A 16,366-nucleotide genomic window follows, 5' to 3' on the forward strand; every position below is an offset into this window, starting at 1 on the left:
GACTTGACCGCAGCGGCGTCCTCCGCTCCCTTCCCCGCCTGCTCGTGGGAGGGCTTAAAGTCATGCGTCATCTTCTTCTCGTCGCCGGTATCGGCCTGTCCGGCCTTGCAGCCGCAACCGCCCTGCCTGCGCAGGCGGCCGTTGTTCAAAGCCAGTCCAGCGCCGCCGCGCTCGACGCCCTGCTGGTCGATTACGAGGCCTATCTGCGCCGGAACGACCCGATCGGCTCGGGCATGGACGGCGACCGCGCCGCCCTGTCGCGCCTGCCCGACGCCAGCCGCGCGGGCGAACTGGCCCGCCGCGCTCCGCTGAACGCCCTGAAGGCGCGGCTGGACGCCATCGATCCCGTCTCGCTGGATGAAGCCCACCGTCTGAACCACGCCTTCGTCGGCTATCTGATCGGCCGCGAACTGGAACGGATCGAACTGGACCCGTCGCGTCTGGCCTTTGATTCTGAAGGCGGCCCCGGCCAGCTTCTGGCCTATCTGGCCCCCGCTGCGCGCATCGCCACGGCGGCCGACGCCGAGGCCTGGCTGAAGCGGCTGGAGGCCGCGCCCGCCTATTACGACGCCGGGATCGCCAACACCCGGCGCGGGCTGGACACCGGTCTGATCCAGGCCCGCTCGGTCGTCGACAGCGCCCTGGCCCAGGCCGAGCGCGACCTGACGCCGGGCGAGGCGGGCGATGTGCTGCTGCGCCCGTTCAACGCCCTGCCCGCCACCATCCCCGCCGCCCAGCAAGAGCAGTTCCGCGCCCGCGCCCGCGCCCTTGTCGAGGGACCGATCACCGCCCGCCGCATCGCCTGGCGCGACCTGCTGCGCGACGAATATGCGCCCAAGGCCCCGCAGGAGCCGGGTCTGGTCCATCGCCCCGGCGGCCGCGACCTGTACGGCTTCCTGGTTCGCAGCAATACGACCACCGACCTGACGCCCGATCAGGTGCACCAGATCGGCGTTGAGGAAGTCGCCCGCATCCGCGCCCGCATGGAGACGGAAATGCGCGCTGCGGGCTGGACCGGCGACTTCGCCGGCTTCTTGGCCTTCCTGCGCACCGACCCGCAATTCTACGCCCAGTCGCGCGAGGAGTTGCTGGAGAAGGCGTCGGAGATCGCCAAACGCTCGGATGACCGCCTGCCGTCGCTGTTCGCCACCCTGCCGCGCCTGCCGTATGGCGTGCGCCCGGTGCCGGTCGAGATGGAAGAGACCTACACCACCGGCCGCTACAACGCCGGGTCGATGAAGACGGGCGTCGCAGGCGGCTACATCGTCAACACCGGCAAACTGGACCAGCGGCCCCTGTATGAACTGCCCGCCCTGACGGTGCACGAGGCCGTGCCGGGCCACCATCTGCAGATCGCCCTGCAGCAGGAAGCCGCCGACCAGCCCTATTACCGCCGCCGCGCGTCGGTGACGGCCTTCAGCGAGGGCTGGGGCCTGTATTCCGAATTCCTGGGCGAGGAAATGGGCATCTACCGCACCCCCTATGAGCGGTTCGGCCGCCTCAGCTATGAGATGTGGCGCGCCTGTCGTCTGGTGGCCGACACCGGCCTGCACTGGCTGGGCTGGAGCGAGGAACAGGCCCGCGCCTGCTTCCGCGACAACTCCGCCCTGTCGCCGCACAACATCGAGACCGAACTGCAGCGCTACATCGGCGATCCCGGTCAGGCCACAGCCTATAAGATCGGCGAAATCCGCCTGCGCGAGATCCGCAGCCGGGCCGAGCGCGAGTTGGGCGACCGTTTCGACGTGCGGACCTTCCACGACGCCCTGCTGGTCGACGGCGCCCTGCCGCTGGCCCTGCTGGACGCGCGCATGGAGCGCTGGATCGCCGAACAGAAGACCGCCTCCCAGTAAGAAAGCGTCCCTCCGACATGAACCTCATCAAGCGCATCTTTGGCGCGGTCCAGCCGCGCTATCTGATCCGCGCCTATGTGCTCAGCGCCGCCTTCATGGTGCTGATGGTCTGGATGACGCTGTCCACGGGCGGCGCGCAGCCCCTGCATGACCGCGCCGCGACCCTGGCGATCTTCGGCGTCGGCGCCCTGCTGTTTCCCTTCTCCAAGCTGGTCTGGGACGAGATCAAGCGAGTGATGATGGGCGAGACCGTCTTCTTCATGAACGCCGTCATCCTGATGTTCCTGAAGCTGGTCGTGAACCTGTTCCTGTGGGGCTTCTCGATCTTCATCGCGCCCGTGGGGATTCTTTATCTGTGGTTCCGGTCGCGCAGCGCCGCCGCCTGAAACCCCCAGCCCTAAAGTCCCAGTTCGGCCCGCGCCTTCTTCGTCAGCCTGGCGGCGATCAGAGCGTGGGCCGACTTCAGATGATCGGCCAACTCGTCATCCGGCCAGTCGCCCGGATCGGCCAGATGCACCCATTTCGCCCGCGCCAGATAGGGAGCCGGCGCCGCCCGCCCCTCCTCGGTCAGCACCTCATAGGCGATGTCGGAGACCTTGAACGACAGCCCGCCTTCGGCCCCGATCAGGGCGAACATCTTGCCCCCGACCTTATAGGCGTCATGCCCGGGTCCGAACGGGTGATCCATTGTCGCCCCCGGCAAGGCCAGGCAGGCCTTGCCGACGCCCGCCCGATCCATCAGGCGCCGACACCCAGACCGATCGGGCAGACCACGCCCGTCCCGCCGATGCCGCAATAGCCCGCTGGATTCTTGGCCAGATAACCCTGATGGTAATCCTCGGCGAAATAATAGGGGCCCGCCGGTTCGATCTCGGTCGTGATGGCCCCGCGCCCCGCCGCGCTGAGCGCCGCCTGATAGGCGTCGCGCGACGTTTCCGCTTCCGCCTGCTGCTCGTCATTCAGCGTGTAGATGGCCGAGCGATACTGGGTGCCCAGATCGTTGCCCTGACGCATGCCCTGCGTCGGGTCGTGGTTCTCCCAGAAGGCCTTCAGCAGATCGCCGTAGGTGATCTTGGTCGGATCGAAGACCACCTGCACCACCTCCGTATGGCCGGTGCGGCCCGAACAGACCTCTTCATAGGTCGGATTGGGCGTGATCCCGCCCGCGTAGCCTGCCGATGTGACCCACACGCCCGGCAACTGCCAGAACACCCGTTCCACGCCCCAGAAACAGCCCATGCCGAACACGGCCGTCTGCATCCCCGCGGGGTGCGGCCCCTTCAGCGCATGGCCCAGCACGAAGTGGGTCTCATCGGTCGCCAGCGCCTCGGCCCGCCCCGGCAAAGCCGTCTCAGGCGTGGGCAGTTCATCATTCTTCTTCAACAACATGGCGAGAACTCCGCGAAAACATCGTCAACGCCTATATGGAGGCTTCAAGAGCGCTTGCCCATGGGGTCGTCATGCTCTAATCAGCCCCTCCCGTCGGTCCGCTCCCGACGGCTCCGCCCCGGACGCATCCGGGCTCAGGTGGAATGGACAGGTGGCCGAGTGGTTGAAGGCGCACGCCTGGAACGCGTGTATAGGGGCAACTCTATCGAGGGTTCGAATCCCTCTCTGTCCGCCACCGACCCCAGCTAGCTTGTCTCTCTTACCCCCACACGCCAGCCGGCGGCTTGTCGCGGCCCTTTGGCCGGCCCAAAGTCCTGTGGCAGCCACCCGATCCCCCTTCCTTCCCTCCATCATCCGCGCTCATGCGCGGCCCAGTCTCCGCCCGATCTGAGATCGGAGGACTTTGCCTGTTTTCCTGTTATTTGTTTTTTGGGATGGTCGCCGTGGTTGCACTTCACTGGGTTAAACCCCGCGTGCACTGGCTTTGAGCGCCTGATCGCCTGGGGCGGCCGCAAATTGATCAGGCGCGATAACAGGTGGGTATCAGGTGCGTATCAGGCGGCTTGCAGGTCGCTAGCACGTGGTCAGCAGGTGCGTATCAGCCAGGAGAGGTGAAGCTCACCAGGCCCTCAGGCATAGGCGCGTCGTTGGTCAGCCCAATCTGTCGGGATCGGCTCGTGGAGCAGACGAGCGAGGGTGAGGCTGGGTGACTGCTCGCCCGCCAGGATGGCTCGCTGAATGTCGGGTGCCAGGAAGGCCAAGCGCACCAGCTTTCGGTCATAGGCCGTGTCCGGCTGCTTGATGGTCAGCTCAGCCAGATCGCCGTCGCCCGCGCGCCAGCTCATCGCCTTGGCGAGCTGGTGAGCCTTCTGCAGTCCTCGGATCAAGGTCGGATCGCGCTTGACCCTTTTTCTCTTCGCGCCAGGCGGCAGGATGTGCTCGACCCGCCCGCCCCTAAGCTGGCATCGCATCGGCACAGTCATAACCAGATCGTCGCCCTGCAACGGCAGGCCCTTTCGGCCGGCCGTTGTGAGGCAGTCTGCAATCAGGTTAAGCCGAACCTCCTCAGGCAAGATCTCGACCCGACGCAGAGCGCCGACGACGGCGTGGATCCCGTCTGCTCTTCCGGGGAGCCGGGGCCCGACGGCGCTGCAGACGATCTCGTGGATCGATTCCGCCGTCACTCGCCGGATAGCCTTGTCCCGGTCCAGCTTGTGCTTGTGACCCGCCTGCAGCGGCGCGGAGACATAGTAGCGGTAGACCTTGCCGCCTCGGCCGTATCCGAAGGAGGGGCTCATCGGATGACCGTCGGCGTCGAATAACTTGCCCTTTAGTTTCAGGTCGGCGGATCGCCGCGGTCGCTCGGCCCGGGTGACAGTGTTTTGGGCAAGTTGTTTCTGCACCCGGTCGAAGACGGCCCTGTCGATGATGGGCTGGTGCAGGCCAGGCGCGCAGGTCGGGCCGTGGACGATCTCTCCGACATAGACCCGATTCTTCAGGAGGTGGAAGAGCATGCCTCGACTGTACGGCGCCCCTCCGGACGACCTGCCTCTCCGGCTCACCCGCTCACGCGTGCGCCACCCCTCAGCCGCGATGCGCTGCTCGAGAGCCGAGACCGTGCCTAGCTCAAGGTAGAGCTGGAAGATCGACCGGACCCGCTCGGCGTCAGCCTGATGAATCACCAGGGCGCGGGTCGTCGGGTCGGTCGGGATCTCATAGCCCAGTGGTGGAACGCCGCCCATCCACATGCCCTTCTTCTTGGACATGGCGATCTTGTCGCGGATGCGCTCTCCGGTGACCTCGCGCTCGAACTGAGCGAACGAGAGCAGAACATTGAGCGTCAGCCGCCCCATCGAGGTGGTGGTGTTGAACGACTGGGTCACCGAGACAAACGAGGCGTCAGCCTTGTCCAGTCGCTCGACGATGCGAGCGAAGTCCGACAGCGCCCGGGTCAAGCGATCGATCTTGTAGACCACGACCGTATCGACCCGGCCTGCATCGACGTCGGCGAGAAGCTGACGAAGTCCCGGCCGCTGCATGTTGCCGCCTGAGAAGCCGCCGTCATCGTACAGGGTTGGCAGCCCCACCCAGCCCTCGGCAGCCTGACTCTTAATGTAGGCCTCGCAGGCCTCGCGCTGGGCATCGAGGCTGTTGAAGGCCTGATCCAGCCCTTCCTCCGTACTCTTGCGGGTATAGATGGCGCAGCGAATGATCGGCTTGCTCATGGCTGGGCCGCCCGAAGCCCAAAGAACCTCGGCCCGTTCCATCTGGAGCCGGTGATCGCTCGCGCCGCCTCTGACAGGCTCCGGTAATCCTGACCTTGCCATCTCACCCGGCCGTCGGGCTCGATTGTGACCTCGTGGCGAACCCCCTGCCATTCTCGGGCAAGCTTGGCGCCTGGCGTCAGCACCGAAGAGGTTTTTCCCGCGGAAGGCCGGCGAAGCGTCCGGCGAAGGTCCACGTCTATTCCGCCCTCGGCGGCAGCTTGAAGCCGATAGGCCAACATCAAGCCCAAGAGTTCCGGTGAACGTAACTTCGGCGGCGCTCCGAAGTGTTTGCGCCACTCTTCACGAAGGTCGGCCAAACCCATGCCGGCCAGATCGGCGAGTTGGTGAGTCTTGTCGGCGGCTATGTCGTTCATAGCTGAACCAATGCCCGAATATTCAATAAAGTCGACAACAACTATGTCGAAAACTATCTTGTCACTAATCTCAACTTAAGATAAAATGCGAAATTCTGTCTTTTTTGTCATTCAAGACTTGACGTACGCCGTGCAGGCGCATCAAATGCCCCATGTGAGCTGAGAAGGACCAGTGGCTCGTAGAGCCGCTTCCCTCTTCCGGACTGCGCGTGGGTTAAGATTGCTACACTAGTCCAGGCTTACGTCTGAGCCGCACGGACGTCAGGCGTCCGCGCGAGTAAGCCTAAGGGGCTGGCGCAGATTCATTTCTTCAATGGAGTTGTCGCCATGTCTTCCGTGGATGCGCCGACGCGTGCGCTCGAGATCGTCTATCGCCCGCTCAAAGACCTCAAACACGATCCGGCCAACCCCCGGACGCACCCGCCTAAACAGGTGGAGCAGCTGGCGCGTAACATCGAGGCCTTTGGGTTCGTGAACCCCATCCTGATTGATGAAGCCCGGCTGATCATCGCGGGTCATGGGCGGGCGCTGGCGGCCAAGAAGTGCGGGCTCGAGGCGGTGCCGACCATCACTCTGTCCGGACTGAGCGAGGCCCAGAAGAAAGCGCTTCGGATCGCCGACAACCGTATCGGTCAGAAATCGGGCTGGGATGCGGATCTGCTGCGCGAAATGATTGTCGATATCCAGTCCGCCGAGATCCAGATTGACCTGGAGCTGACCGGCTTCACCGTCGGCGAGATCGACGTCATGCTCGATCACAAGCCTCTGGCGAACAACGACGATGCGCCCCCCACTCCGTCGTCCGAGCCGCCTCGCGCCAAGCTCGGCGACATCTGGGTGCTGGGCGATCACCGCATCGGCTGCGGAGACTGCCGCGATCCCGGGTTTCTGGCCCGGGTAATCGGTGAAGGCGCCAAGATGGACGCCGCCTTCCTCGATCCGCCCTACAACGTCGCCATCCAGGGCCACGCCAACGTCCGTTCCAAGCACCGCGAGTTCGCCATGGCCTCGGGTGAGATGACCGACACGCAGTTCGAGGATTTCCTGAAACAGACCTTAGGGGCTTGCGCTTCTGTCTCGCGCGACGGCGCCGTGCACTTCGTCTGCATGGACTGGCGTCACGCCCGCCACCTCCAGCATGCGGGCGACCAGGTCTACGGTGGCCTCCTCAACCTGTGCATCTGGAACAAGTCCAACGCCGGCATGGGATCCCTGTATCGCTCCAAGCATGAGCTGGTGTTCGTCTATCGCGTCGGAGAGGCTCAGCACTTCAACGCCGTCGAGCTCGGCAAGCATGGCCGCAATCGGACAAACGTCTGGGACTACGCCTCGGTCAATAGTGGCGGCGCGCGTGCGGCTGAGCTCGACTGGCATCCCACGGTCAAACCCGTAGCCATGGTGTCGGACGCCATCAAGGACGTCACTAAGCGTGGCCAGTTGGTCCTGGACGCCTTTCTCGGCTCCGGGACGACCTTGATTGCGGCCGAGCGAGCAGGCCGACGATGCCGCGGCGTAGAGATCGATCCGATCTACATCGACACGATCATCCAGCGCTGGGAGGCCATGACAGGCCTCACCGCCACCCTTGAAGACACCCTGGAAACTCAAACTGCAGAGGCTTGGTGATGGACGACGAGATTGATTTGGAGAACCTGCGACGACGCCGGACGGCCAAGGGTCAGTTCGCAAAGGGCTACTCGGGCAATCCGACCGGGCGGCCCCGCACCAAGCACCAGCGCGCCTTATCCAGCCGACAGGCGCGGCGTGACGTCCTGGAGGTGACCGAAGAGTTGATTGCGGTCCGGTCCAACGGAGGATCACGTCTGGTCCCGTTCCACCAGGCCAACTTGCAATCGATCCGAATGAAAGCCTTGCAGGGTCACGCCCCAAGCCAGCGCTATCTTCACAAGATTCACCTGGAAGCGCTTCGGGAACACGAGAAGGCCAATCCCCGACTGGACCGGCTCGTCGAAAAGGCCGAAGCCAATGCCGTCAATAAGAGTGTCAATGGCTTGAAGAAATGGGAATGGAAAGACCTCAACATTCTCCGGAAATTCACGTGGCGTTTGTAGTAACTGCGCGCAGCACGGGGTCGATGAACACAACTCGAGAGATCGTCAAATAGGAGCATGGTGGTTTGCATTAGCGATAACCGGAACGGCTGCCCAGATGATCCTGAAGCCGAGGCTTCTCCGATCGTGGACCTCATCCGAACGCGACCGCAAGCGTTCGATTTCGGAGACGCCCGGACACCAAGGCACTAAGCGTCGAGTATGTAGCCCAAATGGACGCCCGACGTCCCCTTTGGCTACGTGAATTTGACGTGCCCCTGAGAATTTCCTCCACGCGGAGCTAGAGTCCGGCCCTTGAAGGGACGGACGGAATGAAACGAGCGAGATTCACTGAAGAGCAGATCATCGGGATCCTGCGGGAGAACGAGGCCGGCGCCAAAGCGGGCGAGCTGGCGCGCAAGCACGGCGTGTCGAAGGGCACGATCTACGCCTGGAAAGCCAAGTTCGGCGGGATGAGCGTGTCGGACGCCCAGCGCCTCCGTGCCCTGGAAGACGAGAACGGCAGGCTGAAGCGTCTGCTCGCGGACGCCATGCTCGACAAGGCGGCGTTGAACGATCTGCTCTCAAAAAAGTGGTAGGGCCCGCGGCGATGCGCCAGGCCGTCGCCCATCTGAAGGCGACGTTCGGCGTCAGCGAGCGACGGGCCTGCTCCATCATCAAGGCGGACCGTAAGTCGGTGCGCTATCGCTCTTGCCGCCCTCCGGACACGGCGCTGCGGGAGCGGCTGCGCGCGCTGGCTGTGGAGCGGCGACGGTTCGGCTATCGCCGGCTGTTCGTGCTGCTGCGGCGCGAGGGCGAGCCATCGGGCAAGAACCGGATCTACCGGCTCTATCGCGAGGAAGGCCTGACGGTGCGTAAGCGTCGTTGCCGTCGTCGCGCCATCGGCACACGGGCGCCGATCCTGGTCGAGGCCAGGCCGAACGCCCGCTGGTCATTGGACTTTGTGCACGACCAGTTCGCCACGGGCCGCCGCTTCCGAATTCTCAACGTGGTCGACGACGTCACCCGCGAGTGCCTGGCGGCGATCCCCGACACCTCGATCTCGGGACGCCGCGTCGCGCGTGAGCTGACAGCGCTGATCGCTCGGCGGGGCTGTCCTGCCATGATCGTCAGCGACAACGGCACGGAGTTCACGTCCACGGCCATCCTGGCCTGGGCGCAGGATCATGGCGTCGACTGGCACTACATCGCGCCGGGCAAGCCGACCCAGAACGGGTTTGTGGAATCCTTCAACGGGCGGATGCGCGACGAACTGTTGAACGAAAGCCTGTTCTTCGGCCTCGACCACGCGCGCCAGAAGGTCGCCGCCTGGGCGCTGGACTACAATACCCGCCGGCCGCACTCATCGATCGGCTACCTCACCCCGGAGGCTTTGCCGCCAGTCTGACCGCAACAGGCCGACCCGCTGCGCAGGATGAAAGCTGCGCGGCCCGGCCTGTTGCTCACCCCACGCTGCGTGGCGTAACTAACCCAAGGACTCTCGTCGCCGCTGGATGAAAACTCAGGGGCACGTCAGCCGCCGTATAGTGTGTTGATTTATAAGGATATTCTCTGCGACGAAGCGTGATCCAAAGCGGTACTACCCGGAAAAAAAATTCGTTTTCCTGTATAAATACAATGCGTTAAGGTGGCGCCAAAGTAGTACTATCGATACATAGAATTTCGCGAATATGTCGACAAATCAGCCCCGCATATCGATCTATGTTTCTCGGCGCGATCATGCTCGCCTAGACTCAACTCGGCGGCTCGTATTCAACAGCATCTGCTCAGATACGGAACTGGATGCGGTGCAGGTTGACCAGCTTGCGGTTTTTCTTCTGCAGTCGGCAATGACATCATGCTGCTCTGAACCGAGGTGGCGATAGCCCACCTTCACACCATCCCGCGCAGGCGTGCGTCGCGCATGCACCTCCCCAAGGAGGTTTCATCACGGTTTCCTTGTAGGTAAAAATCGTCCGAAAATGGCGACGCCGGGTCCCAGTTCAGGAAGTCCGTCACCCGCCTCTAGGCTGAGGTGAGTGCGCCCGGCACGTCGTGGCATGGCTAGCGGCGCAGACTTTCCCCTCTGGTCACTCGCCGCCGCCTCGTGGTCAAGATCGGACCCGCGCCGGCGAACTAACCTTTGCTGTGCAAGATGGCTTACTATGGTCCGATACGCATCCGCAGGCCGGCCGCGTGAAGCATCTCGATGAAGGCGTTCAGGTCGAGATTATTCCCGCCTCTGGATCGAAGGACGTGGCCTAATGCCGCCGACAACTGGGTAGATCGTCTCCGTTTCGTAAGCCAGGACCGCAAGATAGGCCGCCAGGTCGGCAGGCGTTTCGAGACAATTTACAAGGCCGAATTCACGAACCTTCAGCTTCTTCGACTCCTGCTGGCGGGCTGATGTCTCGAAGACGCGAGAACCGGTCATTGCCGCCGCTCCGGGATCGACATTCAGCGACCGCGATGAATGTCTGCTTTCCGGCCAGCCGACAAGGTCGTGGACCGACCCGTTGTGGACATTGAGCTGAGGTCTAAAGATGACGCATGAAAAGCAAGACGAAGATAAAACTGGTGGTGGCGGCTGATGAGCCCGCCCTGTTTTATTCGTCAATATAGCAAGCCGAAACGGACCCTGAAGATATCGATGTGCGGAATGGCGCCTATCCAATAGACTAGGGCCCCCGGCGGCCAAGTCTTCAAACTGGAAGCCATAGGAGACCGGGTGCGCATTGCGCAGGTGGAGGGGCTACCGCCCAAGCCCGACGATCTTCGCGCCCTGCTACTGCGCTACCTGTTCGCCACTGGCGTCTATGACGTCGGACAGACGGAGCCGCCCTTACCCACCACCGAGACGACCGTCGCCCAGTGCGACGGATGCTCACTGCCATGATCCAGTACAATCCCAATCGCACGATCGCGCACCTCGGGTGCAAACTTGTTCGTTGTCTTGCTCATCGGGCTCCATCCTACTCAGGAGTCGAGGCCTCCGCGAAACCCGGGGCGGTTCACCTCGTCGTCGGATCGGCAAGTAGTAACTCTCAACCCAGTTGTTGCCTCGAAGCTGGCCCGGCCGGTGCAAATGGCGCAGATTCAGCCGACCAGAGCAGCACCAAAATACGACGCCACCCCCTCCGTCGTGATGCGACTCGACCGGCTGCTTGTGCAGGAGACTTCAAACATTAGCGCCCGTATCCCGCCGTCGCTGGACGACAACAATCGAGCTGCGTCATTCCGATCGGGAATGACCTTAGCCTATAAGATCACAACCTCTCCTCGCCCGAGCAGCCTAAGAAAAACGGGTTGAAACGCCGCGCGACGTGATGAGCCCGAGCCCTGCTCACGGTTCATCGGCCCGCACAGAATCGAGAGTTCCATGAGTTCATCATCGCATTTCGCCTGGGACGACCCCTTCTTGCTGGACGCCCAGCTGTCGGATGAGGAGCGGATGATCCGCGACGCCGCGGCTGCCTTCGCGGCGGAACGCCTGGCCCCGCGCGTCATCGACGCCTATCTGAACGAACACACCGACCCCGAAATCTTCCGCGAGATGGGCCAGGCGGGCCTGCTGGGCGTCACCGTGCCCGAGGAATACGGCGGGGCGGCCGCCAACTATGTCGCCTACGGCGTGGTCGCGCGCGAGATCGAGCGCATCGATTCCGGCTATCGCTCGATGATGAGCGTCCAGTCTTCCCTGGTCATGTATCCGATCCAGGCCTACGGCTCGGAGGAGCAGCGCCGCGAATATCTGCCGAAACTGGCTTCGGGCGAATGGATCGGCTGTTTCGGCCTGACAGAGCCGGACGCCGGCTCGGACCCCGGCGGTATGAAGACCCGCGCCGAGAAGATCGACGGCGGCTATCGCCTGACCGGGTCCAAGACCTGGATCTCCAACGCCCCCATCGCCGATGTCTTCGTGGTCTGGGCCAAGTCCCAGGCCCATGACGGCGCCATCCGCGGCTTCGTGCTGAAGAAGGGTCTGAAGGGGCTGTCGGCGCCCAAGATCGGCGGCAAGCTAAGCTTGCGCGCCTCGATCACCGGCGAGATCGTCATGGACGGGGCCGAGGTGGGCGAGGACGCCCTGCTGCCGAACGTCTCGGGGCTGAAGGGGCCGTTCGGCTGCCTGAACCGGGCGCGCTACGGCATTTCCTGGGGGGCCATGGGGGCGGCCGAGGACTGCTGGTTCCGCGCCCGCCAGTATGGGCTGGACCGCATCCAGTTCAACCGGCCCCTGGCGGCGACCCAGCTGTATCAGAAGAAGCTGGCCGACATGCAGGCCGAGATCGCCCTGGGGCTTCAGGCCTCCTTGCGCGTGGGGCGGCTGTTCGACGAGGGGCTGATGGCGCCGGAGATGATCTCTATCGTCAAGCGCAACAACTGCGGCAAGGCGCTGGATATCGCCCGCCAGGCCCGCGACATGCACGGCGGCAACGGCATCCAGATCGAATACCATGTGATGCGCCACGCCCAGAACCTGGAGACGGTCAACACCTATGAGGGGGCGCACGACGTTCACGCCCTGATCCTGGGCCGCGCCCAGACCGGCATCCAGGCCTTCTCCTGAGGATCGTCTGATGGATCGGGCCGAGATCGTCCACCGCAACTTCCTGAGGCGCGCCGCCGAGGCCGACCTGCCGCCGGGCGCGGCCCCGGTCGCGGGCCTGTCCGACGCCGAGGCCGTCGCCCTCTATCGCGCCCAGTGCCTCAGCCGGGCGCTGGACCGCACCAGCCGGGCGATGCAGAAGGCCGGACAGGGCTACTACACCATCGGCTCCTCGGGCCACGAAGGCATGGCGGCGGTGGCGCGGGCGCTTAGGCCGACCGACATGGCCTTCTTGCACTACCGTGACGCCGCCTTCCAGATCGCCCGCGCCGGCCAGGTTCCCGGCCAGACCCCGGCCTGGGACATGCTGCTGTCCTTCGCCGCCTCCCGCGAGGACCCGATCTCGGGCGGGCGGCACAAGGTGCTGGGCTCGGCCGCCCTGAACATCCCGCCCCAGACCTCGACCATCGCCAGCCACCTGCCTAAGGCCGTGGGCGCGGCCTGGTCGCTGGGCGCGGCGCGGCGGCGCCCGCGCGAGCATCAGCGCCTGCCCGACGACGCCATCGTCATGTGCAGCTTCGGCGACGCCTCGGCCAACCATTCGACGGCGCAGGGCGCGTTCAACACCGCGTCGTGGACCGCCTATCAGTCCGCCCCCCTGCCCCTGCTGTTCGTCTGCGAGGACAACGGCATCGGCATCTCCGTGCGGACGCCGACAGGGTGGATCGCCGCCAGCTTCGCCCAGCGCCCAGGCCTGAAGTATTTCCACGCCGACGGCCTGGACCTCTATGACACCTTCAAGGTCGCCGCCGAGGCCGCCGACTATGTGCGCACGCGCCGCCGCCCGGCCTTCCTTCACCTGAACATGGTGCGCCTGTATGGCCATGCCGGGGCCGATGTGGCCGCTTCCTATCTGAGCCGCGACGAGATCGAGAGCGGAGAGGCCAACGACCCCCTGCTGCATTCGGTGCGCCTGCTGAGCGAGGCCGGCGCCCTGTCGCCCGATCAGGCCCTGGCCGTCTATGAGCAGACCTGCGCCCGCACCGACCGCATCGCCGCCGAGGCGGTGACGCGGCCGCGTCTGGACTCGGCCGAAGGCGTCATGGCCGCCCTGATCCCGCCGCCGCGCGACAACCGCTCCAGCAACGGCCCCTCGGCCGAGGCGCGCGCCGCCGCCTTCGGATCCGACCTTCAGGCCATGGACGAGCCCCAGCCCATGAGCCGGCTGATCAACTGGGCCCTGACCGACCTGATGCTGGCGCATGAGGAGATCGTGCTGGCGGGCGAGGACGTGGGGGTCAAGGGCGGGGTCTATGGCGTGACCCAGAAACTGCACGCCCGCTTCGGCCGCGGTCGGGTGGTCGACACCCTGCTGGACGAGCAGTCGATCCTGGGCCTGGCCATCGGCATGGCTCACAACGGCTTCCTGCCCATCCCGGAAATCCAGTTCCTGGCCTATCTGCACAACGCCGAGGATCAGCTACGCGGAGAGGCGGCCACCCTGCCCTTCTTCTCCAACGGACAATACACGAACCCCATGGTCGTGCGCGTGGCGGGCTTGGGCTATCAGAAGGGGTTCGGCGGCCATTTCCACAACGACAACTCCGTCGCCGTCCTGCGCGACATCCCCGGCCTGATCCTGGCCTGCCCGTCCCGCGGCGCCGACGCGGCGATGATGCTGCGCGAATGCGTGCGTCTGGCGCGGGAGGAACAGAGGGTGGTCGTCTTCCTGGAGCCCATCGCCCTTTACCCCATGCGCGACCTGAATGCGGACAAGGACGGCGTCTGGATGGACCGCTATCCCGCGCCGGACCAGCGCATCGCGCTGGGCGAGGTCGGGGTGCATGGGCGGGGCCGCGACCTAGCCATCGTCACCTATGGCAACGGCCACTATCTGTCGCGTCAGGCCGAGGCCGAGCTGCGCGCCAAGGGGATCGACCTGCGCATCATCGACCTGCGCTGGCTCGCCCCCCTGCCCGAGGCGGCCCTGCTCAAGGCGGTCGAGGGCTGCAAGCACATATTGATCGTCGACGAATGCCGCCGCACGGGCAGCCAGTCGGAGGGTCTGATGGCTCTGTTCGCCGAGAAGGCGGACATCCCGACCGCCCGCATCGCCGCCGAGGACAGCTTCATCGCCACCGGCCCGGCCTACGCCGTCACTATGCCGTCGAAGGACGGAATCGTCGCTGCCGCCCTTGCTCTGACGGGAGCCGCGAAATGAAGAAGACCGCTGTCGTGATCTGCCCCGGCCGCGGCACCTACAACAAGGCCGAGTTGGGCTATCTGAGCCGCCACCACCCGGACAAGGCCGCGCTGTTCGCCGGGTTCGAGGCCCTGCGCGCAGCGGGCGGGCGCGAGTCGCTGATGGCGCTGGACGGGGCCAGGACCTATTCCCTGGCGCGCCACAGCCGCGGGGACAACGCCTCGGTGCTGATCTACGCCTCCACCTACGCCGACTTCCTGTCGATCGACCCCGAACAGGTCGAGGTGGTGGCGGTGACGGGCAATTCCATGGGCTGGTATTCGGCCCTGGCCTGCGCCGGGGCCCTGTCGGCCAAGGATGGCTTCCACGTCGTCGACACCATGGGCGCCCTGATGCAGGAGGCGCTGATCGGCGGCCAGCTGATCTATCCCTTCGTCGGCGACGACTGGCGAGACGATCCGGCGAAGAAGGCCGAACTTCTGGCGCTGGTCGATCAGATCGACGCCCGCCCCGGCCACGTTCTGGCTGTGTCCATCGACCTGGGCGGCATGCTGGTGCTGGCAGGGGACGAGGCGGGTCTGGCCGCCTTCGAGGCCGCCGTTCCGCCGGTTCAGGAGCGCTTTCCCATGCGGCTGGCCAACCACGCCGCCTTCCACACCGCGCTGCAGGCGCCCGTGGCCGAAGCCGGGCGGGCGCGGCTGGGTTGCGAGATGTTCGGCCAGCCAGTCCTGCCGATGATCGACGGGCGCGGCGAGATCTGGCAGCCGGGCGCGGTCGATGTCGAGGCCCTGTGGCGCTACACCCTCGATCACCAGGTGGTGCGGACCTATGACTTCACCCGCGCCGTCCGCACGGCGGCCCGCGAGTTCGCGCCCGACTTGTTCATCGTCACCGGCCCCGGCACAACCCTGGGCGGGGCCGTGGCCCAGTCGCTGATCCTGTGCGACTGGCGCGGCATGGCGACCAAGGCCGACTTCGCCCGGACGCAGGAGGCGGACCCGCTGCTGGTCTCCATGGGCATGGAGGGGCAGCGCGCCACGGTGACGGCGGCGCGGGCCTGAGCCTCACCGCCGCCCGCGCGCCTCTGGGCCCTTATTCAGGGCCCAGGTTCAGGATGAAGACCGGCCCCAGGTCGAGGGTATGCTGGCCTGAGGACAGGTGCAGCACACCCAGCAGTTCGCCGGCGGCGTAGTCCCGGTCGGCCACGCCCCGCACCTCGTGCAGCGCCCATTCGCGATCCAGTTCCGCCCGGCCGTTGATCACGGCGCCGTAGGGCGCGGCCGAACGGCGGATGGCGTTGGACGGCAGGATGATCGTCTCATCGCCGCCCTCCGCCTCGATCAGCCGCCCCCAGAAGGCGAGGACCAACTGGTCCCCCGCCGCGACAGGCTTGGCGATGCGGCTGCTGGCCAGGACGGTCCAGGCGTTGGGGGCGTCAGCCGGCGTGGTGATGCGCAGCGCCTTGCCGCCCTGGACGCCGGGCTCGTCATGCACCCTGGGCTTGGGCGTGATTCCGCGGATGTGCAGGGCGTCCGGCCGGGGCGTGTTGATGATCCGCTCGGCCAGGGACGGGGCGGCCGCTGGCGCCGTCTGGGCAAGCGCGGCGTTGGGGGCGATCGCGAACGCGGCGACAAGGCCGGTCGCGCACAGGAAGGTCGCGAAGGCGGAACGCGTCATGAAGGT

General features: G+C 65.3%; 14 protein-coding genes, 1 tRNA gene and 2 pseudogenes. 10 read left to right on the forward strand and 7 right to left on the reverse strand.

Going from position 1 to position 16,366, the window contains the following annotated elements:
* Positions 1–62: 62 nt before the first annotated feature.
* Both PIB44_RS12465 and PIB44_RS12470 read left to right on the forward strand, forming a co-directional pair.
* Entirely contained in the window at positions 63–1,853 is a 1,791-nt protein-coding gene (locus PIB44_RS12465; RefSeq protein WP_278069616.1) for a DUF885 domain-containing protein, read from the forward strand.
* Positions 1,854–1,870: 17 nt separating this feature from the next.
* The gene (locus tag PIB44_RS12470) at positions 1,871–2,239 is read left to right on the forward strand and encodes a hypothetical protein (RefSeq protein ID WP_025977801.1); all 369 of its coding nucleotides are present in this window, start codon (positions 1,871–1,873) and stop codon (positions 2,237–2,239) included.
* Positions 2,240–2,250: 11 nt separating this feature from the next.
* On the opposite strand, the gene PIB44_RS12475 is transcribed toward PIB44_RS12470, so the two are convergent.
* Both PIB44_RS12475 and msrA read right to left on the reverse strand, forming a co-directional pair.
* Positions 2,251–2,592 carry an MmcQ/YjbR family DNA-binding protein gene (locus PIB44_RS12475; RefSeq protein ID WP_278069617.1) on the reverse strand — a complete coding sequence of 114 codons (342 nt, stop codon included), beginning with the start codon at positions 2,590–2,592 and terminating at the stop codon, positions 2,251–2,253.
* On the reverse strand, positions 2,592–3,242 hold the full coding sequence (gene msrA / locus PIB44_RS12480) for a peptide-methionine (S)-S-oxide reductase MsrA (protein ID WP_025977803.1): 651 nt from the start codon (positions 3,240–3,242) through the stop codon (positions 2,592–2,594). The genes PIB44_RS12475 and msrA overlap by 1 nt, the downstream gene beginning before the upstream one ends.
* A 145-nt stretch (positions 3,243–3,387) precedes the next feature.
* Between msrA and PIB44_RS12485 the strand changes: the two genes are divergently transcribed.
* A tRNA-Ser gene (locus tag PIB44_RS12485) sits at positions 3,388–3,477 on the forward strand.
* Positions 3,478–3,871: 394 nt separating this feature from the next.
* Here PIB44_RS12485 and PIB44_RS12490 read toward each other — a convergent pair.
* Together PIB44_RS12490 and PIB44_RS12495 are read right to left on the reverse strand one after the other, a co-directional pair.
* Positions 3,872–5,467 carry a recombinase family protein gene (locus PIB44_RS12490; RefSeq protein WP_278069618.1) on the reverse strand — a complete coding sequence of 532 codons (1,596 nt, stop codon included), beginning with the start codon at positions 5,465–5,467 and terminating at the stop codon, positions 3,872–3,874.
* Positions 5,464–5,883 carry a DUF2924 domain-containing protein gene (locus PIB44_RS12495; RefSeq protein ID WP_278069619.1) on the reverse strand — a complete coding sequence of 140 codons (420 nt, stop codon included), beginning with the start codon at positions 5,881–5,883 and terminating at the stop codon, positions 5,464–5,466. The genes PIB44_RS12490 and PIB44_RS12495 overlap by 4 nt, the downstream gene beginning before the upstream one ends.
* A gap of 327 nt (positions 5,884–6,210) precedes the next feature.
* Between PIB44_RS12495 and PIB44_RS12500 the strand changes: the two genes are divergently transcribed.
* The 4 genes and pseudogenes from PIB44_RS12500 to PIB44_RS12515 all read left to right on the forward strand — a co-directional run bounded on the left by PIB44_RS12500 (position 6,211) and on the right by PIB44_RS12515 (position 9,342).
* A complete protein-coding gene (locus PIB44_RS12500; protein WP_278069620.1) occupies positions 6,211–7,509 on the forward strand; it encodes a site-specific DNA-methyltransferase in 1,299 nt (432 codons plus the stop codon).
* Positions 7,509–7,955 (forward strand): DUF5681 domain-containing protein, encoded by a 447-nt coding sequence (locus PIB44_RS12505; protein WP_278069621.1) that lies wholly within the window; start codon positions 7,509–7,511, stop codon positions 7,953–7,955. Before PIB44_RS12500 ends, PIB44_RS12505 begins: the two co-directional genes overlap by 1 nt.
* Positions 7,956–8,266: 311 nt before the next feature.
* Positions 8,267–8,419 (forward strand): annotated as a pseudogene (locus PIB44_RS15185) (transposase); the annotation flags it as partial.
* Positions 8,386–9,342 (forward strand): IS3 family transposase, encoded by a 957-nt coding sequence (locus PIB44_RS12515; protein ID WP_376787744.1) that lies wholly within the window; start codon positions 8,386–8,388, stop codon positions 9,340–9,342. The pseudogene PIB44_RS15185 and the gene PIB44_RS12515, both read left to right, overlap by 34 nt.
* Positions 9,343–10,164: 822 nt before the next feature.
* Here the strand turns inward: PIB44_RS12515 and PIB44_RS12520 are convergent.
* Both PIB44_RS12520 and PIB44_RS15190 read right to left on the reverse strand, forming a co-directional pair.
* Entirely contained in the window at positions 10,165–10,368 is a 204-nt protein-coding gene (locus PIB44_RS12520; protein WP_278069623.1) for a hypothetical protein, read from the reverse strand.
* Positions 10,369–10,769: 401 nt separating this feature from the next.
* Positions 10,770–10,895, reverse strand: a pseudogene (locus PIB44_RS15190) (IS3 family transposase); the annotation flags it as partial.
* 418 nt (positions 10,896–11,313) lie between these two features.
* Here PIB44_RS15190 and PIB44_RS12525 point away from each other — a divergent pair.
* From PIB44_RS12525 to PIB44_RS12535, 3 genes are read left to right on the forward strand one after another with little or no spacing between them, the layout of a single operon-like run.
* A complete protein-coding gene (locus PIB44_RS12525) occupies positions 11,314–12,501 on the forward strand; it encodes an acyl-CoA dehydrogenase (RefSeq protein ID WP_278069624.1) in 1,188 nt (395 codons plus the stop codon).
* A 10-nt stretch (positions 12,502–12,511) separates the two neighbouring features.
* Positions 12,512–14,701, forward strand: a complete 2,190-nt coding sequence (locus PIB44_RS12530; protein WP_278069625.1) for a dehydrogenase E1 component subunit alpha/beta — start codon at positions 12,512–12,514, stop codon at positions 14,699–14,701.
* Positions 14,698–15,744 carry a hypothetical protein gene (locus tag PIB44_RS12535; protein ID WP_278069626.1) on the forward strand — a complete coding sequence of 349 codons (1,047 nt, stop codon included), beginning with the start codon at positions 14,698–14,700 and terminating at the stop codon, positions 15,742–15,744. The genes PIB44_RS12530 and PIB44_RS12535 overlap by 4 nt, the downstream gene beginning before the upstream one ends.
* Positions 15,745–15,775: 31 nt before the next feature.
* On the opposite strand, the gene PIB44_RS12540 is transcribed toward PIB44_RS12535, so the two are convergent.
* The gene (locus tag PIB44_RS12540; RefSeq protein WP_278069627.1) at positions 15,776–16,360 is read right to left on the reverse strand and encodes a hypothetical protein; all 585 of its coding nucleotides are present in this window, start codon (positions 16,358–16,360) and stop codon (positions 15,776–15,778) included.
* Between the last annotated feature and the right edge of the window lie 6 nt (positions 16,361–16,366).

It is taken from the genome of Brevundimonas sanguinis (assembly GCF_029636725.1).
GTDB lineage: Bacteria > Pseudomonadota > Alphaproteobacteria > Caulobacterales > Caulobacteraceae > Brevundimonas > Brevundimonas sanguinis.